Origin of the sequence: Pseudomonas sp. GM84 (assembly GCF_000282535.1) — a bacterium.
In the GTDB taxonomy this organism is placed as follows: Bacteria; Pseudomonadota; Gammaproteobacteria; order Pseudomonadales; family Pseudomonadaceae; genus Aquipseudomonas.
The window spans coordinates 16,830-35,414 of sequence record NZ_AKJC01000325.1; the positions used below are offsets into that span (position 1 = coordinate 16,830).

An 18,585-nucleotide genomic window follows, 5' to 3' on the forward strand; every position below is an offset into this window, starting at 1 on the left:
TATTTCCAGCGGCGAAGAATTCTTGCCGTTTCGCCCTGTCTATCTGGCGGGGTATGCCGATACCGTCAAGGGGGCGGGCAGGCCTTGGCCTTCCTCGCAGAGACGGTGGGCTCGGTTATAATTGCAACAATATTGCATTTCTGGTCGTTTTATCGATTTCGGCACCATGAGGGGAGCGCGGGTGGGGCACACAGTCATTCTGCAGCGCAAGGATCAATCGGGTTTCAAGCTTCTGGTGGTTGCTCTGGCCATTGGCACCCTGCTGACAGGTTGCTCCAGCACCGGCTCGAGCGGTGCGCGCGTGGTCGACCGCAACACTAATGCGGCGCCCAAGCGGCCAACGGTGACCTCTGGCCAATACATCGTCAAGCCGGGCGATACCTTGTTCTCAATCGCCTTCCGCTATGGCTGGGATTACAAGGAGCTGGCCGCCCGCAATGGCATCACTGCCCCTTACACGATCCGCCCAGGTCAGCCGATACGCTTCAGCAGCGCATCGACGGGCACCACCACGGTAGTCTCCAGCCCGTCGTCTTCAAGCAAGACCACCGTCATTCGTCGGCCTGTTACTGCGCCTATCACCCCGCCCGCCAACGGCGGAAAACCGACGCCAACAACGCCCGCCACGCCTACCCCGGTGGTTACCACGGTGCCCGCTGCAGAGCGCGCCGTAGGGGGCTGGACCTGGCCTGCCAACGGCGTGCTGATTGGCAAATTCGCTTCAAACGGTAGTTTGAATAAAGGCATTGATATCGCCGGTGATTTGGGACAGCCTGTTTTTGCTGCGTCTGATGGTGCGGTGGTTTACGCCGGGAGTGGCTTGAGGGGCTACGGCGAACTGATCATCATCAAGCACAGCGACACCTACGTCAGTGCCTACGGCCATAACCGCAGGCTGTTGGTTCGGGAGGGGCAGCAGGTCAAGGCAGGGCAGTCGATTGCTGAAATGGGGTCCACGGGCACTGATCGGGTGAAGCTGCATTTCGAGATTCGCCGCCAGGGCAAACCCGTCGATCCACTCCAGTTCCTGCCACGTCGTTGACCGTTGTACCCGGCCTGTTCCTGTGATGTAGAGGGGACAGGCTCCTGCGTTGCCAGGGATACAGGCGCCGCTCGAGTCTGAGTTCGAACTCAGCAAAGGGACTATAACAATGGCTCTCAATAAAGAAGCGCCGGAGTTTGACATCGACGATGACGTCCTCCTGATGGAGACGGGCATCGTTTTGGAAACGGATGTGGTGTCAGACGAACCTGCTGTACCGTCGGTTCGGACCAGGGCCAAATCAGGCTCTTCGCTCAAACAGCATAAGTACATCGATTACAGCCGGGCGCTCGACGCTACCCAGCTGTATCTCAACGAAATCGGCTTCTCGCCGCTGCTTTCGCCGGAAGAGGAAGTGCACTTTGCGCGCTTGTCGCAAAAGGGCGACCCCGCTGGCCGCAAGCGCATGATCGAAAGCAACCTGCGCCTGGTTGTGAAAATCGCCCGTCGTTACGTCAATCGCGGCCTGTCGCTGCTCGACCTGATCGAGGAGGGCAACCTGGGGCTGATCCGTGCCGTCGAGAAGTTCGACCCGGAGCGCGGTTTCCGTTTCTCGACCTATGCGACCTGGTGGATTCGCCAGACCATCGAGCGGGCGATCATGAACCAGACCCGCACCATTCGCCTGCCGATCCACGTGGTCAAGGAGCTCAACGTCTATCTGCGCGCCGCGCGGGAGCTGACCCAGAAGCTCGATCACGAACCTTCGCCGGAAGAAATCGCCACGTTGCTGGAGAAGCCTGTTGCCGAGGTCAAGCGCATGCTCGGTCTCAACGAGCGGGTTTCCTCGGTGGATGTGTCCCTGGGGCCGGATTCGGACAAGACCCTGCTCGATACCCTGACCGACGATCGTCCAACCGACCCCTGTGAGTTGCTACAGGATGACGACCTGTCGCAGAGCATCGACCAGTGGCTGGGCGAGCTGACCGACAAGCAGCGTGAGGTGGTAGTGCGTCGTTTCGGCCTGCGCGGTCATGAAAGCAGCACCCTGGAGGACGTTGGCCTGGAAATCGGGCTGACTCGCGAGCGGGTACGGCAGATTCAGGTAGAGGGGCTCAAGCGCCTGCGTGAGATTCTCGAAAAGAATGGGCTGTCCAGCGAGTCGCTGTTCCAGTAAGCGTTGATTCCCGAATGCAGAGCGCCCCGATGACCTCGGGGCGTTTTTGTTTGTGCTTTTTGTATGCCTGACCCGGCCCTTTCGCGGGACAAGCCCGCTCCCACAGGCAGACGCACCGCAGCTTTCAAAGCCTGTGGTGTTCCTGTGGGAGCGGGCTTGTCCCGCGAAAGGGCTGGCGCAGACGGGCGCAAATTTCATGAATCGCGCTAGCGCAGATGCATTGCGTGTAAGCCTTTGCTTACTCGTGGTGTAAGCCATTGATGCAGGGGTTAGTAAATCATTGTCGTTTCCAGATCCATAAAATTCGCATCTAGTTGAAAATAAACAACTTTCTGAATATGTGGAAATGTGTCCCCGGTAATGTCTTGTGAGGTTTCTCAGTTGCCTGCCCAGCGGAAGTCGCTAGTATTCGAACTGTGCACACGGACACGCACAGGCTTTCAGGAAGAAGGCCAAGGACATCGCAAGAAGCGATTCATCAGGATGATGTTTGGGACAAGCAGGGACTACGGAAAAAATGTGGGCGGGTCAAACCGCCCCTTTTTTTTGCCTGCAAGAAATGAAAAAAGGCCCGTTGCGGGCCTTTTTGTTATCTGGATGCTATCAGCGTTCCAGATCGGCAATCTTGCCAGTTTTGCCATCCCACTCTTCGGCGTCCGGCAGGGCATCCTTACGCTCGGTGATGTTCGGCCAGATCTCTGCCAGCTCGGCGTTGAGCTCGATGAAGTTTTCCATGCCAGCAGGCACTTCGTCTTCCGAGAAAATCGCCTGGGCGGGGCATTCAGGCTCGCACAGTGCACAGTCGATGCACTCATCGGGATGAATGACCAGGAAGTTCGGGCCTTCGTAGAAGCAGTCCACCGGACAGACTTCCACGCAGTCGGTGTATTTGCATTTGATGCAGTTGTCGGTGACGACGAAGGTCATTTCTAGTTTTCTCCTCAGGCGACGGCGGCGGCCCTTCCTCTCAGGGCCGCGCGGTTTACGGGTACATGGCTGCAGGCCAGGCTAATAACCTGCAGCACCAGCAAACCGCGGCGGATTCTACCAGCTTGTAGTGGGCGCCGTTATAACAGGTTTTTTAGTTGATATAGCGTTTCGATAGCTTGACGCGGCGTCATGTCGTCCAAGTCCAGCTTGCCCAGCTTCTCGATGGCTGGATGTGGCAGGCTGGCGAACAGGTCACTCTGGTGCGGTGCCTGTGGCTCGCCTTTGGTTTTCTTGGTAACGGGCAATTCATGCGGCAGGCTGCTGGTTTCCAGGCGGCCCAGATGCTCGCGCGCGCGCTGGATAACCACGGAAGGTACGCCTGCCAGTTGCGCCACGGCCAGGCCATAGCTCTGGCTGGCGGGGCCAGGCAGGACATGGTGCAGGAACACGATGCGCTCGTTGTGCTCGGTAGCGTTCAGGTGCACGTTGGCCACCAGGGGTTCGCTTTCCGGCAGTACGGTGAGCTCGAAGTAGTGGGTGGCGAACAAGGTGTAGGCGCGCAGTTGCGCCAGACGCTCGGCGGCAGCCCAGGCCAGCGACAGGCCGTCGAAGGTGCTGGTGCCGCGGCCGACCTCGTCCATCAGCACCAGGCTGCGGTCGGTAGCGTTGTGCAGGATGTTGGCGGTTTCGCTCATCTCGACCATGAAGGTCGAACGCCCACCGGCCAGGTCGTCGCTGGAGCCGATGCGGGTGAAGATGCGGTCGACGAGCGACAGCTCGCAGCTGGCCGCCGGAACGAAGCTGCCGATATGCGCCATCAGCACGATCAGTGCGGTCTGGCGCATGTAAGTGGATTTACCGCCCATGTTCGGGCCGGTGATGATCAGCATACGCGTGCTGTTGTCCAGGCTCAGGTCGTTGGCCACGAACGGGGTGGTCAGCACCTGCTCGACGACCGGATGACGGCCCTGGTCGATGCGCAGGCAAGGCTCGTCGACGAAGCGCGGGCAATTGAGGTCGAGGTTCAGCGCACGCTCGGCCAGGTTGCTCAGCACATCCAGCTCGGCCAGGGCGGCGGCGCTGTCTTGCAGCGGAGCAAGATGGCTGATGAGGGTTTCCAGCAACGCGTCATAGAGCATTTTTTCGCGGGCCAGGGCACGGCTCTTGGCCGACAGTGCCTTGTCCTCGAACGCCTTCAGCTCGGGCGTGATGAAGCGCTCGGCACCTTTGAGCGTTTGCCGGCGAATATAGTCGCCCGGTGCCTGTTCGGCCTGCTTGGTGGGCAGTTCGATGAAGTAGCCGTGCACGCGGTTGTAGCCGACCTTCAGGTTGGCAAGGCCGGTGCGGGCTTTCTCGCGGGTTTCCAGGTCGATCAGGAACTGGCCGGCGTTTTCGCTGATGGCCAGCAATTCATCCAGGTCGTTGTCGTATCCGGCCTTGAGCACGCCGCCGTCGCGAATCACCGCCGGCGGGTTGTCGATGATCGCCCGCTCCAGCAGGCTGGCCAGTTCTGGGTATGTGCCGGTGATAGCGGCCAGGCGCGCCAGGTGCGGGGCCTCCAGCTCGGCCATGGCGTTTTGCAGTTCAGGCAGGGCACAGAGGGCATCGCGCAGGCGCGCCAGGTCGCGCGGGCGGGCATTGCGCAGGCCGATACGGGCGAGAATCCGCTCGATATCGCCAATGTCCTTGAGCTGCGGCTGCAGTTTTTCGAAGCGATAGCCATCGAGCAGGCAGCGGATCGAATCCTGGCGCGCTTGCAATACCTTGGGGTCGCGCAGCGGGCGGTTCAGCCAGCGCGTCAACAGGCGGCTGGCCATGGCAGTCTGGCAGCGGTCGAGCACCGACTGCAGGGTGTTGTCCCGCCCGCCGGCCAAGTTGATGTCCAGCTCGAGGTTGCGGCGGCTGGCGCCGTCGAGGATCACCGTATCATCGAGGCGTTCGTGACGCAGGCTGCGCAGGTGGGGCAGGGCAGTGCGCTGGGTTTCCTTGGCGTAGGTCAGCAGGCAGCCGGCAGCGCCGATGGCCAGGGTCAGCTTGTCGCAGCCGAAGCCTTTCAGGTCCTTGGTCGCGAATTGCTGGCACAGCGCCTTGCGCGCCGAGTCGCGGTCGAAGTCCCAGGGGGCGCGCCGACGTGCACCCGGACGCTTCTCGGCCGGCAGGTCGCGCGGCCAGTCGTCGGGGATCAGCAGCTCGACCGGGTTGAGGCGTTCAAGCTCGGCCAGCAGGTTCTCCCAGCCCTTGATTTCCTGAACACTGAAGTTGCCGCTGGTGATGTCCAGCACCGCCAGGCCGAACAAGCGCTCATCACCCAGCAGCGCGGCGATCAGGTTGTCGCGGCGCTCGTCCAGCAGCGCCTCGTCACTGACCGTGCCAGGGGTGATGATGCGCACCACCTGGCGCTCGACCGGGCCTTTGCTGGTGGCGGGGTCGCCAATCTGTTCGCAGATCACCACCGACTCGCCGAGCTTGACCAGTTTGGCCAGGTAGCCTTCCAGCGAATGGAACGGAATTCCGCACATGGGGATCGACTGGCCGGCCGACTGACCGCGCGCGGTCAGGGTGATATCCAGCAGTTTCGCGGCTTTTTTCGCATCTTCGTAGAAGATTTCGTAGAAGTCGCCCATGCGGTAGAACATCAGCTGGTCCGGGTGCTGGTTTTTCAGCTTCCAGTACTGCTGCATCATTGGGGTGTGATCGGAAAGACTGGACATTCAAGGCCTTGAAGCAATGCGTCTATTAGACAATGGCAAAGTGTCTAATACTACAGGCTTTTTTTCGGCAATGCTGGTGGCTGTGCCACATCAATTTCACGAAGCCGCAGATAGCGCTTGGTCATCTTCGCATCGGTGTGACCACCGAGCTTCTGGGCGTCGTTGCCCTGCTTGTCGGTGTCGGTCAGCGACTTGGCGCGCAGGTCGTGGATGGTCGCTCCAGTTACCTTCGCTTTCTCGCACGCTTTCTTGAAGGCGTCCTTGACCGTCTCATAGGAGACTGGCTTGCCTCCGCCCCGGGTGCAGAACAGCGTCAGCCCGCGCACCTTCCGGGGCAGGGCCTTGGCCCGGACTATCAGCTGTTCGAGGTCCGGCGTCATCCCGACGATGAGCTTGGCGCCCGTCTTCTGCTGGTCAAAGGCAATGCCCTTGTCGCTGATGTCGGACAGCCTGATGGCGAGCACGTCGCCGATCCGCTGGCCAGTGAGGTAGCACATCTCGAGTATGGACCTGATGTAGGGTGATGCCGCGTCGCAGATGGCTGAGAACTCGTCATCGTTGATGTAGCGGTCACGCTTCTTCTCGGTATGGCGCTTGATGCCAGTGCAGGGGTTGGAGTCGACGATCTGTTGCTCCAGCGCGTAGGCGAACACCATGCGGAGGAACGAGATCACACGGTTTGCCATGTTCGGAGTGTCAGACATGTGCAGTTTCAGGGCTGCAACGTGACGTGGCAGCACCTGGCGTGGCTCGAATTCGGCCAGGTGATGCTTCAGCTTTGCCGATGCTGCCTCGTATTGCTTCACGGTGTTTGCCGCCAGGCGTCCGCGCATGGCATCCAAGGCGTCGTCAATCAGCTTGGGCATGCCGCCCTTGCCCTTGCCGCCCATGATCTTCGCGTATGCCAGCAGGGCCCCCTGATAATCGCTATCAAGTCGCTCCCACTTCCCCTTCTTCACCAGGTAGTAAGCGCCGTGCTTTATGTACATGCACGGCGGCAGGTGTCTGTCTTTTTTCCGTGGACGCATCAGTCCGGCTCCTTCACGCCATTTGCGTTGACGGGTCTAGCACCAGATGCTATTAGCACCTCCCAGAAAGGATTTGCTAAGCACTGGAGCAGCTGCAATTGAAAAAAATCGATCCGAATCGGGAGCTTTATCGACGCAGAGCAGGCGTCGCTCGCTGGCTTAACGAGCTGTCGAGAAAGGGCCTTTCGTATTCGGTCAGGAAGGAGTCTCGCGTTTCCAAAGGGGCTGGCTGGGAAGTCATCGTCGCCCCGAAGATCATTTCCATTTATAGCTTTGGCGAACGCACAAAGCATTACGAGGAAACGCTCCGTTTCTTGGACGACATAAAACGTCGATTCCTCAGAAAAGACTGCTTCATAGATTTTAGTAAGACTACTAGTATTACCGCGGCGGCTCTGGTGGTTGTCTATGCAGCGCTGGATGATGTCCGAATTAAGCGATCTGGGAAAGCCGAGGTTATTTGGTCCAAGACCAACAAAAGAGTTAATGCAATCCTTAGGGCGAATAATATACACAAGCTCATTAAGGGCGTTAAGTTTAGCTATGCGCTCGACAGTGTGAAGGCTATGCCTGTTGTCTCTAGTGTTGGTAATGAGATGATGGAAGATATCATTGACTTTATCCAGAAGCGTGTCTATGTCGATATGAGTCCTGCGACTGAGCATATATACGGCGATGCCGTGTCTGAGACTATAAATAACGTCAGATTGCATGCTTATCCTGATGCGGCTTCAAATGATAAGAAATGGTGGTTGATGTGCAGTGTTGTTGGTAAGCAACTATATTTGGCTATCTATGATACTGGGGTCGGCATTCCAAAAACTGTAGTTGATCGCCCGTGGTTCTGGCGTGCCGTGGAAATTACTCATCCTGATAAGTACTCTGATCTTGTGGCGGCCTATCCTGAACGAGAGAAATCTTTGCTTTTAGCACTGGTCCCGACTAAGATATCTGATGAGGATCTGATATATTTGTCAATGCAGGGTGATGTATCTGGAACGAAAGTTGATAAGCATGGTCAAGGTAGTAAGAGCATTATGGCCCTTGTTAACGATACGGAAGATGGTGTTTTGTGGGTGTTTAGTAACAAAGGGCTTTATAAGTTCAATCAATCGGACAAGAAGCCTGAGTTGTATCGGTTGCCAAAGTCTTTTCCAGGAACTTTGGTCCAGTGGAATATTGAGTTGCCTTAATTATGCATACCATAACGGTGGTAAAAGACTTCAACAAAAGGCCCTATGGTCGCTACCCCGAGGATGGAGAGGGTTGCGGTCAGTTTTTTCGGCAAAATGTATTGGCGCCTGCGCTCCGTGATTATGACGAAGTGCATGTGGTGCTTGATGGTTATAACCGCTATGGAAGGTCTTTTTTGGACGAGGCATTCGGAGGGTTGATTCGCGACGAGGGCTTTAAATTCGAAGACCTGAAGCGTAGATTGAAGTACACCCATTCCTTGGTCAAAAGCATCGAGATAGTTATCGCTGACAGGCTTGAAGCTGCCAGGAAGGCCTGTGAATGAATTTAGAGAATGTTCCTGGTCAACTCATAGCGTTGGCCTTGGGTTGGTCGTTTACTGTATTTATTCAGAACAGATCTAATCGGCGTGCGGAAGCTTTAAAGCGTAAAGATAAGATCATTGATAAACTTGAAGATCTTGCAGATTGGGTTGAGTCCGAGATTGGTAAGGATGACTTTTCATCTGTGCGGACTGAATCGACTTTTTCTGGTCTCGTAACTCAGATTGAGGTTAGGATTGGGCACCTAAATCGTCATATCGGAAAAGAAGTTTTCGATGCAAGTCTTCTCTCAAGTATTCGTGAGATCGAGATACATGAGAAGGCCGAGGATAACACCGAAACGCCTTATCTCATCCGCGATGCGGCTGCTGATGTAACTGAGCAAATCGAAATGTGCTGCGATCAAGAGTACTTCGCAAGACGAGGTGTTGTCGCGGCACTGAATGACTACTATCACTGGTTTAGAGGTGGTATTGCTTTAGTTGTGCTTTTGATTCTCCTATTTGCTTTTTGCCAGTTCTATAAGAATTATATCCACATTCCGATTGGGACTTGCGTCTACGGATCGCAGTGCGTCCAGGGCCCGATAGCCCCCCCGTTGAATGACATTCCTGGGCATCGGAAGTATATCGAGCCTTTGACAAAATAGCTTTCCGCTCAGCCGCTCTTCAGAGCGGCATTGTGATGCCCCTCTCAAAGCCGCAACTGCGGTCCTTTCTTTTCGGCTTGGCCACCCAGTCGGGCGAGTACGACTTGCCTCAGCACTTTTGGTTTCCCGTCTGCTCCAATCACATAGCCAAATTTCCAGTCCTCTAGCCAGCGTACCTGGTCCTTGGGGCGGAGGTAGCCCGTCATGTCGGCTACTTCATCCGGTGTCATGAACATGGTTGGTCTCCACGCCGCCGGTGGCGGCAGGTTGTGGGTTAGTCGCAGCTGCTGGAGCTGGCGCCGCTATCACTGGAGCTACTGCTGTCGCTTGACGAGTAACTGCCGCCGCTGTCGTAGCTGCTGTAGTCACGGCTGGAGCAGTAGCTGCTGGTGCTGCGCGATGGTTCGTAGTTGTCGGCCTGGTAGGCTGGATGCAGCGGCCTGACGGGGCTCAACGGGTTGAGCGGATCAAGCATCGGATCTTGCCTGCCGGCTGCCGGGCTGAGTCCGCGTGCGAACCCTGTCGGTGCCATAATCGGGCGCGGCTCGGGCTTCTTCTTTCGCTTGAACATGCGAGCCAAGAAATTGAGCATGAGTCTCTCCATGCCCGCGCATGTCGGCGGGCTTGAGTAGTTGGGGGATTAGGATTCTGTGAGAGGTGCCGGGATGGCCTGGGCTTTCCACTCGGCGTCCATCTTCCAGGCAATGCAGGGCGGCTCGGTCTTGCTCTTGTAGCCGCCGAGCCAGTAGTAGCCACTGTGCTTGGATGTGCCGCAGATGCTGCAGGTGTACCAACTGCCGAAGCCCCTGGCAGAGAATGGCTGGTACTGGTGGTTGTTCACCGCGGGCCTCGGTAGATCAGGTAGGCCATGTCCATCAGGGGCAGGATCATTGCTGCTTCTCCTGTGCGCGGCGTGAAACACCTTCCATGATGGCGATCGACATGCGCCGCCGTTCTTGCACGGCCGGGCTATCCGGATCGTAATTCGGGCCGAGATAAGTTTTCGGGTCGGTGGCCATGGCGCGCTTGATGCGCTGGAATTGCTCGTCACGCTGCCAGACGCTGCTCCAGGTCAAGAACGGTTTCTTGCCTTTCTCCTCACCCTCGGCCAGCTTCCAGATTGCCTGACGGTCGAAGGTCATGAGCCCGTCCATGGCGCACACGGCCAGCCGCAGTTCGTCGTATTCCGGGCGCTCGCCGGATTTCGCAGCATCGATGATCTCGCCGAGGGTCTTCATGGCATCAACTCCTTAGGAACTCGCACGATCGGGCCGAGCTTTGCGTGGACCAGGGCGCGGCAGAAGGCAATAAGGGGCGTAGGCCCTGAGAGCCATGTTGAGTTGATCGGGCCTGCGCTGCAGCCACATGGGCCGCCTGACAAGTACCGGTCATGGCTCAAGCCTGCCTGGTACTTGTCGATCAGTGGTCCACCGACTGCCCAGTTCTCCTGCGGGTCATAGCGCACTTCGCGGATTGTGACCTCGCCGGTGTAGCGGACGAACACCCGCCACGGGTTGCCGTAAATGGGTGGGGCAAGGAGCACGTCCAAGCTTTCCGCCCTGCCAACCGCCCAGGCCAGGGGCTCGCCGGCCAGGTGTGCTGTGCGCACTTCGATCAAGTCGGTCATACCAGCACCTCGTCGGGAACATCAAAGAATCCGAGGCGCCCCTTTATCGGGACAAACGGGAGCGGCTTTGGATCGCGCAGCACGAATCCTTTCTCACCCATGTACCAGGGGGATTCGCTGTGATCGACGCTGTCGATAAGCTCGACTGAGCCTATTAGCCCGCCTCGCAACAGGTTGTCAGGCGGCACCGGGAAGGGCGACTTGATCCCCTGTCGGGCCATGAAATCAAAAGCCGAGAGGAACTCACGACGGGTCATGCCGGTTGCGGCGTGTACCAAGAAGCGGCCCCGGAACTTCGTGTGCCAGGTTCGATTCTCGATGTCCTTGCCACCGCTGATGATCAGCCAGGCCCATGGCTGTCTGATTGAAAGTGCTTTCACAGCTGATACCTCTCATCAATCCAGCGCCCAGGCGCCAGTGCGGGTGTAGGTTCGGGTTGTGTTTCGTGCGGGGAGAGCTGGCGCTGGTGATGGGTAACGCAAGGCGTCGCCTGCTCGACCTTGTATTGGTTCATCCATGAGGCGCCGATCAGCGCGCCGATGGCGCCGTATGTCAGGGCCTCAATCAGCCAGCCGATCATGGCTGCATCTCGGCGTTGTAGCGCTTGTAGTCCTCGCCGAATTCCCAGCAGTAGGTGGCCGGCCACGCGCCTTGCGTCCCTTCTTCGACAAAGACATATCGATGTGCAAACTCGCCCGAGCGGTCCGGTACCGTCTTGCACCATTTGTGCTGCGGCCCGCCCAGGAACTGGCCAGGGCATTCCTTCACGGCTGCGGCCATGAACGCTTCAAGGTCGTGGTGACCCTTGCTCATCGCGATGTAGGTGTCACTGCCGACGCTTTGCACGTTCAGCGGATACTGTTTCAGCCTCATGGCTTCACCTCGCGGCGGCCCCACCAGCACACAGGGCCGTCATCGGTGTCGTGGATCGCCAGACAGAACCAGCCATCGCCTTCAGGCTTGCCCGGCTCCCAGTAGCCGCAGTGCGGCTCATCGGACTGGAAGTAGCGATCTGCGATCTCTTCCGGCGCGTCTGTTTCCAGGTGGACCATGACGAGCTGCAGGCCCTGCTGCGCGATCCAGGCCTTGCACTTCTCGCCGTCGCCCTCGTCGAAGTCGGGCAGGTCGGGATGCTGGAACATCCCGTACTCATCGCGCTCAACCGGCGCCGGCTGGATCAGCTTGATTTCTTCAGGCATGACGATTCCTTGGCCGCCATATCGCGGCAGTGAATAGAGGGGAGAGGGGTTACAGCTGGTTGGAGTACAAATGTTCTCTTACCTGCTGGGGAGAGCGAAGGCGCCTTTAAACTCTTGCTCCAGGTCTCGGACCTCGCGCTCTAGGTCAAGGAGGTCGACGCTATCTTCTCGTTGGCCGCGGCCAAGCAATGAGTCGCCGTACTGGCCGATGGCGGTGGCTGCTCGATCCAGCAAGTCTTGAATCTCAGGCGCCCGCACTGCTCCAAGAGACGAACCTTGTTTGTCGGGCGCGCTCGGCTCTGCGCTGGCTGACAGAGCTACGTCGATAAGTTCTCGCGTCTCGTCCAGGCCGGCGTACTCATCCCAGTATTCGCGCTGAAGTGTCTCCTTCAGCTTGTGCAGCAGCGCATCCTGATCGGCCAGTTGGCCGGACAGCTCCATGGTGCGAGCGATCATCCGGTCACGCTCGCCCTTCACCTGCTCCAATAGCGCTTCGCGTAGGCCATATGACCTCTCAATGGACCTCAGCCGCTCAACCTCGCCAGGATCGGTCATCGGCCCCAGGCCAACAATCGGCAGCCCAGTCTCTGCTGCATCCCGCTCGGCCTCTTCTTTGGTCCACCAGAAGGCAGTACCAACCATCCAGGCCATAGGCTCGGGGTGGGGCTGCGGGGCTGGCAATAGATCGGATAGCGCGATATCCGGCGCGGTGCACTGGGCAGCATCAATCGCTGCCATGGCTAGGGCGCGGTCAGTCATGGTCGGAACGCCCTTCAGGCGAGTGATGCACGCTGTAGCAGCGTCGACCTGCTTTTCGGTCCAGATGCTGCGCTCTACCAGCATGTAGCCTTCGGGCACTCCGACCATATCGATGATCCCCTCGATATGGTCATGCTGCTCGATGGTGCTGGATCGGTTTTCTGTGGGCATGGGTGTCTCCTGCTGGCGGCTTCAGGCCGCCAGGCGCTGGTAGAGTTCGATGAGGTCGGCTGCGTTGGTCGCGACAAGGGCCCGAGCTTCGTCCTTGCAGACGCTGTTGCCCAGCAGCTTCACCTGGTCAGTCTTGCTGATGGCTTTCCAGTACAGCTGGCCGGTCACTTCATCGAGGAACAGGCCTCGGTCGATGATGTAGTCGGGTCGGAAGCCTTGGGCGCGTTTCAACTCGTGCGGCTGCAGCATGCGCAGGGTAATGTCGATCAGCACGTAGTCGCCGACCATGACGATATCGGCGTGCTCGGTGAAGTGCTGCGGCAGGTATTTGCGGAGGAACTCCGCACACTTGCGGGCACCGGCCAGTTGCTCATCTGTCAGCGTGTGGCTGTGCAACTGGACGACTTCGACCACAGCCATGCGATCCTTCGACGGGATCGTGTGGACCGGCTCACGAAGTGAGATCCCGTCCTTCTCGGCGCCGTAGTACTTCACCATGTAGGCAGTGACCAGGCGCTGGTTTGAGCCTTTGCCCAGGACGGTCGAAAACGGATCGTCAGCTGCGCGGCCGTCGCCCTTATAGAAGCCACCATTGGCCTGCTCCAGGTGGGCGGACGCAATAGCGTGGTGACCGCTGTTCTGCGTTATGCAACTGAGAGGGCCGCTTGCGGCACTACCCACGCAGCCCTTGCGTAACGTCACTAGGGAGGCAGAAACCAGCGCCTGCTCGCCGCGATTCGCGCCTGTCACCGTCATGGCCGGGTCCGTGGCAGGGTAGCCTGATCGATTTCCATGGTGCGTCAGGTGCGTCAGATGTGCGCCGACCAGCGCAAAGTGCCCTCCCTTGACTTGAGCGACTTGGGTTCGTAGTGGCTCAAGAGTGTCAAAGGTGCGCTGGTTCGACCCATTCGCATGCTCAGTAAGGCATCCAGCCATCGCCATCGTCGGCTGTACTAGGGCGTGATGGGTACCGCCACCGCTGATGGTCGAGGCCGGCTCAGCGACGCTGTGGGTGCTGGTGTGCGACTTCGAGGTTCCGCGTAGCGGGACTATGAACGGATCGTTGCAGGCCAGGGTGTGCCGCCACAGGCCTTTGGCGATCCGGTTCATGGTGTTCTCCACCAGAGCATCGTCGCGGAAGATCGTGCGGCCCTGCAGCTCCCAGTCAATGCACTCGGCGGCGGATCGCCAGGCCTGCTGACCCTTGCCGGGGGTCTTGTGATGCGTCGGCGCGGGCCAGACGATTGGCTTGCCGTCGCGCCGGGCGATGCCGTACAAGCGCTTGCGAATCGTAGGCGCGCCTTGGTCGGCTGCGACGCGCACCTGGTGCTCGAAGTTGTAGCGCAGGCCGCGCACCAGTGCTTCCTTGGGCACGTGGTCGCCGATCTCGGCGAGGATTTCCGGTAGGTCCGGGTGGTCCTCTGGAATGCCGTTGCCCAGCACGTTCACGAACGCCTGGAAAGTGCGGCCTTTCTCTGCCTTGATCGGACGACCTTCATCGTCGAGCGGCCCCCAGTCGGCGAACTCTTCCACGTTTTCAAGGAAGATCAGTCGCGGACGAGTCTGGTATGCCCAGCGAATGATCACCCATGCGAGGCCGCGAATCTTGCGGTCACGTGGCTTACCGCCCTTGGCCTTGCTGTGGTGCCGGCAGTCTGGCGAAGCCCACAAGATGCCGACCGGTTGCCCCTTCGTTGCCAGGATCGGATCGACTTCGAAAACGTCTGCAACGTAGTGCTCGGTCTGCTGGTGGTTGGCGCGGTGCACAGCCAGGGCGATTGGGTTGTGGTTCACCGCCACATCCGGTTCGCGGTACGCCTCGGCAATGCCGCTGCTGGCGCCGCCGCCGCCGGCGAAGAGATCGACAACCAGCTCCTTTTCGAAGGGCAGGGCGAGGGAGGTCATACAGGTCATGTTGTGGTCCTTGCGTGCAGGCGCCGCCCTCGCCGGGGAGGCGTTATCGTTGAATAGGGGAAGACTCCTCGGTTCCGAATTACACTCATGGCGACCGTGGAGGGAGTGGGAATGAAGATCAGGCAGTTTGCCCCTGCGCTTCTAAGCGCCTTGCTGGGGCAGCACGCATACGCGTATGGACCAGAGCAGGCTGCTAACAACCTCGCGCATGACTTTGCGAACTGTGCGGCCTATTACATGCTGGTAGCAAAGGGGTCAGGGGGAGGCCAGCTGGCTACCAATTCAACCGAAGCCGCATCCCAAGCAATTGACGCATCCATCCAGTTGACAAGCGAAAAGCTAGCAATGGCTCGATACAACATGGCGCTCAAATCAATGATGCGTGACATGGATAATTCGTTCGCGAACTTCTCCATCGTGATCAACGATTACGCTGACCTGTGCAAGGAGCTCATGGAGAACGTTGAGGCGCGCCACAAATACTGGCTGCAGAAAGAAGACAGACCCTAGACTGTCAGGCGCTGGCGGGCAGCGCGGGAGGGTCAGTAATCGTCAGATCCGGCGTAGCGGATGTCGCCGGTGTAGATCTCTTCGAAATCGATCTTCACGCCACCGGTGTAGATGTTGAGCAGTAACGCCTCGATGCCGTAAGTCGCTCCCAGGTACAGGCTTTTCTTCGGGTCGTACTCATTGACTGTGAGGTCGAAGCACTCGCCGTCGCTACGGAACATCATTTTTACCGAGCAAGACCATTTGTCTTTGTTCTGCTCGGCGTCGGCATAAAGCTGCCAATAGCCTTCGCAGACACCTTCTGACTTTTCAATGATGATGGATGGCCCGTCCTCTCCAGCGATATCGGACCGTTCCTCGAAGGCCCTGGTGATCTGCTTGACCAACTCAGTGAGCGTCATGCGGGCCGGAAGTGGCTTCAGCATCGCCGTGAGCTTTTCCTCGATCGTTTGCTTTACTGCCTGGTTTTGCATGTTTTCCAGGTAGCTGGAAACAGTCTTCAGCACAAGGTCGCCATATCGGCCGATGTCCTGTACATCGGTCGGCATCACGCTTGCTAGCTTTTCGTTGAGCAGCTTCTCGAACGGCGACCTGTAGCTGAACTGTTCTTCGATGGCGCGTTTCACTGTCGCTTCCACGTTTTTCTCGATGATCGGTTGCAGCTTTTCCAGGCTCAGCGCAGCGGCTACCGACTCGGCTACGATCCCTTCGATGTTGATGTCGAGTTGCATGGTGATTCTCCTAGGCATGCGCCGCCCTCCGTGCTGGTGGCGGCATGGTGGCAAGAGGTCTGTTTTTTGTGGGCGCCTGTCACGGCGACATGTCACGTTGTGCGAATAAGCCGCTCGAGTTGCTTGTCCGTGAGGCGATCGGCGCCGTGGATGAGGCGCGAAATCAGGTCCTGCTCTTCCTCGATCCCGGCGCGGGCCATCGAGCGTTTAAGCGCGTTGTCCGTGTTGTGATAGAGGTCCGTGACAATGCGACGTGACAGCAAAAGGGCTTCGCGCTCTTCCTTCGTCAGCTTGTCCCGCTCGCGCTGTTCTTGCTTGCGCTGGGTTGGCGTCTTCGCCATTGCTGATACCTCCCAAGCCGCTGGGCGGCAAATTGATTTGCTGCTGGCGCCGGCCGTGGCGGACGCGCGCGGTGATGCGTTTCAAGCGGAAAGCTCCATGTCTCGGTCGTGCCAGCCGGCAAGCCACCAGCCGCAGTCCACGGTCATCCAGCCATAGGGCTGGGCATCGCGTGACTGGCTGTTGTCGCGGCAGGCGCGGCCCAGGTAGTAGGCTGACGGGTGAACCTGCTGCCGGCGCTTCATCGCTACGCACCGGCGAGGTACGGAAGGGGCGCAAACGGTATGTCGTCGTCGAAGCTGTCGTGATCAGGTGGCGCCGCCTGTTGGTTCGGCTGCTGGCGCGCCGGCCGACGTTGTTGCGGTTGCCGATCTGGCACCTGGCCTGGCTGTTGACCCTGCGGCCGGCTGCCTAGCAGCTGCATCGTGCCGTTGATGTCGACAATGATTTCTGTGGTGTAGCGCTTGATGCCGTCCTTTTCCCACTCGCGGGTCTGAAGCTTGCCCTCGATGTAGCACTGGGAGCCTTTGCGCAGGTACTCGCCGGCGATCTCGGCGACCTTCCCGAACAGCGAAACACGGTGCCACTCGGTGCGCTCGACCTTCTGGCCCGACTGCTTGTCGGTCCATTGCTCGCTGGTGGCCAGGCTGAGGTTGGTGACGGCGTTGCCGTTCGGCAGGTAGCGCACCTCCGGGTCCTGGCCGCAGGTGCCGACCAGGATGACCTTGTTTACCCCGCGGCTCATGACGACGCCGCCCCGGCCAACAAGATCAACGTCAAGGCAAAGAGTGCCACCCAGCGTGTTGCGCTTTCACCGATCTGGCGGACCTTCACCACGGCCACCACCGGAAGGGTTTTGGCATCGATCGCACGCTCAAGGCTCTCCGCATAACGGACAGCCTGCGGGTAGCTGGTGTTGCGGCCGTACACGCGGTTGTTGCTGGAAGAGACGACAATCCAGCCGTTACCGCTTTGCGTGACATAGAAGCGCGATTTGGCGCGGAATGCCTCGGTGGCCGTGATCACTTCCTGGCGCAGGGTTTCGAGCTTGTCCTGGCTCTGTTGGATGGCTGCTTGCATGGGTTGGTCCTCAGTGGGTCAGGCGTGGAGCTCGAAGGCCTCGGCCTTGCGAACGATTCGAACTTGGGCGGTGCGGCGCTCCGGCGTGCGGCGATCGCGGCGCATTGGGTCGCTGTCATCGATCACCGCGTGCATGGTGATGAGGGCGGCCAAGGCGATGCAGAGCGGGCTGATGATCTGGCGGCGCATGGCCTTGGTGACCGCCTCGATGCGTCGGCCGGCTTCCAACTTGAAGAGCGCGGCTTCGATGCGGTTGGCCACGGTGCCGGGGCTGACCGCCATCTGGCGGGCTATTTCTTTGGTGGTGAGGCCTTGAGCCACCCACAGCAGTGCTTCGAGCTCACGGGGAGCCAGGGCCTTGCCGAGCTGGCCAATCCATGAGCCGCAAGTGATCGTTTCCATGAAGTGTCCTCGGTGGGCTGCATTGGGGCGTGATCTGCGGGCTTGCTCAAGGCCCTGGATTTTTCTGCGCTTGCCGTTTCAGGGTTGCGCCCTTACTTCCGTCACTGGGCGGCCCGCATCGCGTCTTACCGCGGCAGAGAGAGCCAGATCACGCTCCGATGCAGCCTGGTGATGGGGAACCAGGTAGATCGGGCAGTTAACGTCAGGCTGACGCGGTGTTACTGCTGGGTGCGCAGTTCGTTGCGGGGCACCCATCCGCTGCTGGTCTTCACCATGCAGCCGACGAATGCGGCGTAGCGGGTGTCGCGCTCGGTCTGATGGCCGTACCAGGCGCAGGTCCCGTAGTCGATGCCGCGCATGACCAGCCACACAACGGCGACGGTCATGATCGCGAACGATCCGATTCGGATCACAGGTAGTCCTTCAGGCTGAGGCCCATCAGCTTCGCCGACTTCTCAAGGACGGCCATTTCCTTGTCGTCGATGTCGCCCGAGGCTTCGGCGATGGTCAGCATGACGTTGATAACGATGGCCGCTTCCTCGGGCGAGTGGGCCAGGTCCTTCAGTTCCTTCTCGGCGTTCATGCGCAGGATGCGATGGCCGCCGTCGTGGAAATCCTTCTCGGCGCGGTCCATGGTGTTGGACAGCTCCGGGCCGAAGCCTTTGAGCTGAGGCGTGTTGGCGATCAGCTTCTCGGTCTTCTTGATCTCGTCCTCGCCGATATCGCCGTCGGCGGCTGCGACGTAGAAGGCGCCGTAGACGATCGCCTGCATCAGGTCGCGGTTCTGAACCACCTGCATCGCAGCGCGGGCTTCACGACCTTTCTTGCCGAACAGTTTTCCAAGCATGGGGTGTTGCTC

The 18,585-nt window shown here is 59.1% G+C and carries 28 protein-coding genes; 6 read left to right on the forward strand and 22 right to left on the reverse strand.

Translation table 11 applies throughout. The features are described from left to right. Positions 1-181: 181 nt before the first annotated feature. Positions 182-1,042, forward strand: a complete 861-nt coding sequence (locus PMI38_RS23375; protein ID WP_008099654.1) for a peptidoglycan DD-metalloendopeptidase family protein — start codon at positions 182-184, stop codon at positions 1,040-1,042. Positions 1,043-1,151: 109 nt separating this feature from the next. Then, complete coding sequence (rpoS, locus tag PMI38_RS23380; RefSeq protein WP_008099655.1) at positions 1,152-2,159, forward strand: RNA polymerase sigma factor RpoS; 1,008 nt, start codon at positions 1,152-1,154, stop codon at positions 2,157-2,159. A 603-nt stretch (positions 2,160-2,762) separates the two neighbouring features. On the opposite strand, the gene fdxA is transcribed toward rpoS, so the two are convergent. From fdxA to PMI38_RS23395, 3 genes are all read right to left on the reverse strand, one after another. Then, a complete protein-coding gene (fdxA, locus tag PMI38_RS23385) occupies positions 2,763-3,086 on the reverse strand; it encodes a ferredoxin FdxA (protein WP_004375459.1) in 324 nt (107 codons plus the stop codon). Positions 3,087-3,226: 140 nt separating this feature from the next. After that, positions 3,227-5,800, reverse strand: coding sequence for a DNA mismatch repair protein MutS (gene mutS / locus PMI38_RS23390; protein WP_008099660.1), 2,574 nt, complete (start codon positions 5,798-5,800; stop codon positions 3,227-3,229). A 50-nt stretch (positions 5,801-5,850) separates the two neighbouring features. Next, positions 5,851-6,828 (reverse strand): tyrosine-type recombinase/integrase, encoded by a 978-nt coding sequence (locus PMI38_RS23395; RefSeq protein ID WP_008099662.1) that lies wholly within the window; start codon positions 6,826-6,828, stop codon positions 5,851-5,853. 98 nt (positions 6,829-6,926) lie between these two features. Here PMI38_RS23395 and PMI38_RS23400 point away from each other — a divergent pair, with 98 nt between their 5' ends. From PMI38_RS23400 to PMI38_RS23410, 3 genes are read left to right on the forward strand one after another with little or no spacing between them, the layout of a single operon-like run. Then, positions 6,927-8,021, forward strand: a complete 1,095-nt coding sequence (locus PMI38_RS23400; protein ID WP_043274090.1) for a hypothetical protein — start codon at positions 6,927-6,929, stop codon at positions 8,019-8,021. Between the two features lie 2 nt (positions 8,022-8,023). After that, a complete protein-coding gene (locus tag PMI38_RS23405) occupies positions 8,024-8,347 on the forward strand; it encodes an STAS-like domain-containing protein (protein WP_008099665.1) in 324 nt (107 codons plus the stop codon). Next, positions 8,344-8,994, forward strand: a complete 651-nt coding sequence (locus PMI38_RS23410) for a hypothetical protein (RefSeq protein ID WP_008099667.1) — start codon at positions 8,344-8,346, stop codon at positions 8,992-8,994. The genes PMI38_RS23405 and PMI38_RS23410 overlap by 4 nt, the downstream gene beginning before the upstream one ends. Positions 8,995-9,038: 44 nt before the next feature. Here the strand turns inward: PMI38_RS23410 and PMI38_RS23415 are convergent, their stop codons facing one another. The 11 genes from PMI38_RS23415 to PMI38_RS23465 form a co-directional block, all read right to left on the reverse strand. After that, complete coding sequence (locus PMI38_RS23415) at positions 9,039-9,230, reverse strand: DUF4224 domain-containing protein (protein WP_008099670.1); 192 nt, start codon at positions 9,228-9,230, stop codon at positions 9,039-9,041. Between the two features lie 38 nt (positions 9,231-9,268). Continuing rightward, positions 9,269-9,469: a hypothetical protein gene (locus PMI38_RS27630; protein WP_238540213.1), complete on the reverse strand. Its 201-nt coding sequence runs from the start codon at positions 9,467-9,469 to the stop codon at positions 9,269-9,271. Positions 9,470-9,634: 165 nt separating this feature from the next. Then, positions 9,635-9,835, reverse strand: coding sequence for a hypothetical protein (locus PMI38_RS23425; protein ID WP_008099673.1), 201 nt, complete (start codon positions 9,833-9,835; stop codon positions 9,635-9,637). Positions 9,836-9,881: 46 nt separating this feature from the next. Further along, positions 9,882-10,232 (reverse strand): hypothetical protein, encoded by a 351-nt coding sequence (locus tag PMI38_RS23430; RefSeq protein ID WP_008099676.1) that lies wholly within the window; start codon positions 10,230-10,232, stop codon positions 9,882-9,884. Then, a complete protein-coding gene (locus PMI38_RS23435) occupies positions 10,229-10,621 on the reverse strand; it encodes a phage protein NinX family protein (RefSeq protein WP_008099678.1) in 393 nt (130 codons plus the stop codon). Before PMI38_RS23435 ends, PMI38_RS23430 begins: the two co-directional genes overlap by 4 nt. Then, positions 10,618-11,001 carry an ASCH domain-containing protein gene (locus tag PMI38_RS23440; protein ID WP_008099681.1) on the reverse strand — a complete coding sequence of 128 codons (384 nt, stop codon included), beginning with the start codon at positions 10,999-11,001 and terminating at the stop codon, positions 10,618-10,620. Before PMI38_RS23440 ends, PMI38_RS23435 begins: the two co-directional genes overlap by 4 nt. After that, positions 10,998-11,201 carry a hypothetical protein gene (locus PMI38_RS23445; RefSeq protein WP_008099683.1) on the reverse strand — a complete coding sequence of 68 codons (204 nt, stop codon included), beginning with the start codon at positions 11,199-11,201 and terminating at the stop codon, positions 10,998-11,000. The genes PMI38_RS23440 and PMI38_RS23445 overlap by 4 nt, the downstream gene beginning before the upstream one ends. Beyond that, the gene (locus tag PMI38_RS23450; protein WP_008099686.1) at positions 11,198-11,494 is read right to left on the reverse strand and encodes a hypothetical protein; all 297 of its coding nucleotides are present in this window, start codon (positions 11,492-11,494) and stop codon (positions 11,198-11,200) included. Before PMI38_RS23450 ends, PMI38_RS23445 begins: the two co-directional genes overlap by 4 nt. Continuing rightward, positions 11,491-11,820 (reverse strand): hypothetical protein, encoded by a 330-nt coding sequence (locus PMI38_RS23455; RefSeq protein WP_008099688.1) that lies wholly within the window; start codon positions 11,818-11,820, stop codon positions 11,491-11,493. The genes PMI38_RS23450 and PMI38_RS23455 overlap by 4 nt, the downstream gene beginning before the upstream one ends. A 78-nt stretch (positions 11,821-11,898) precedes the next feature. After that, on the reverse strand, positions 11,899-12,750 hold the full coding sequence (locus PMI38_RS27635; RefSeq protein WP_008099689.1) for a hypothetical protein: 852 nt from the start codon (positions 12,748-12,750) through the stop codon (positions 11,899-11,901). Between the two features lie 21 nt (positions 12,751-12,771). Continuing rightward, positions 12,772-14,664 (reverse strand): DNA cytosine methyltransferase, encoded by a 1,893-nt coding sequence (locus PMI38_RS23465; RefSeq protein WP_008099691.1) that lies wholly within the window; start codon positions 14,662-14,664, stop codon positions 12,772-12,774. Between the two features lie 111 nt (positions 14,665-14,775). Here PMI38_RS23465 and PMI38_RS23470 point away from each other — a divergent pair, with 111 nt between their 5' ends. After that, positions 14,776-15,174, forward strand: coding sequence for a hypothetical protein (locus PMI38_RS23470; RefSeq protein WP_008099693.1), 399 nt, complete (start codon positions 14,776-14,778; stop codon positions 15,172-15,174). A gap of 32 nt (positions 15,175-15,206) precedes the next feature. Here the strand turns inward: PMI38_RS23470 and PMI38_RS23475 are convergent, their stop codons facing one another. The 8 genes from PMI38_RS23475 to PMI38_RS23505 all read right to left on the reverse strand — a co-directional run bounded on the left by PMI38_RS23475 (position 15,207) and on the right by PMI38_RS23505 (position 18,573). Beyond that, positions 15,207-15,905 carry a hypothetical protein gene (locus PMI38_RS23475; protein ID WP_008099695.1) on the reverse strand — a complete coding sequence of 233 codons (699 nt, stop codon included), beginning with the start codon at positions 15,903-15,905 and terminating at the stop codon, positions 15,207-15,209. A 92-nt stretch (positions 15,906-15,997) separates the two neighbouring features. Then, complete coding sequence (locus PMI38_RS23480; protein ID WP_008099698.1) at positions 15,998-16,246, reverse strand: hypothetical protein; 249 nt, start codon at positions 16,244-16,246, stop codon at positions 15,998-16,000. An 81-nt stretch (positions 16,247-16,327) separates the two neighbouring features. Next, the gene (locus PMI38_RS27310; RefSeq protein ID WP_177324926.1) at positions 16,328-16,489 is read right to left on the reverse strand and encodes a hypothetical protein; all 162 of its coding nucleotides are present in this window, start codon (positions 16,487-16,489) and stop codon (positions 16,328-16,330) included. A gap of 2 nt (positions 16,490-16,491) precedes the next feature. Further along, positions 16,492-16,989, reverse strand: coding sequence for a single-stranded DNA-binding protein (locus tag PMI38_RS23485; RefSeq protein WP_008099700.1), 498 nt, complete (start codon positions 16,987-16,989; stop codon positions 16,492-16,494). Further along, positions 16,986-17,324 (reverse strand): hypothetical protein, encoded by a 339-nt coding sequence (locus tag PMI38_RS23490; protein WP_008099702.1) that lies wholly within the window; start codon positions 17,322-17,324, stop codon positions 16,986-16,988. The genes PMI38_RS23485 and PMI38_RS23490 overlap by 4 nt, the downstream gene beginning before the upstream one ends. An 18-nt stretch (positions 17,325-17,342) precedes the next feature. Then, the gene (locus PMI38_RS23495) at positions 17,343-17,726 is read right to left on the reverse strand and encodes a response regulator transcription factor (protein ID WP_008099705.1); all 384 of its coding nucleotides are present in this window, start codon (positions 17,724-17,726) and stop codon (positions 17,343-17,345) included. A 218-nt stretch (positions 17,727-17,944) separates the two neighbouring features. Beyond that, on the reverse strand, positions 17,945-18,112 hold the full coding sequence (locus PMI38_RS27315) for a hypothetical protein (RefSeq protein WP_008099707.1): 168 nt from the start codon (positions 18,110-18,112) through the stop codon (positions 17,945-17,947). 23 nt (positions 18,113-18,135) lie between these two features. Next, positions 18,136-18,573: a tellurite resistance TerB family protein gene (locus PMI38_RS23505; RefSeq protein ID WP_008099709.1), complete on the reverse strand. Its 438-nt coding sequence runs from the start codon at positions 18,571-18,573 to the stop codon at positions 18,136-18,138. Between the last annotated feature and the right edge of the window lie 12 nt (positions 18,574-18,585).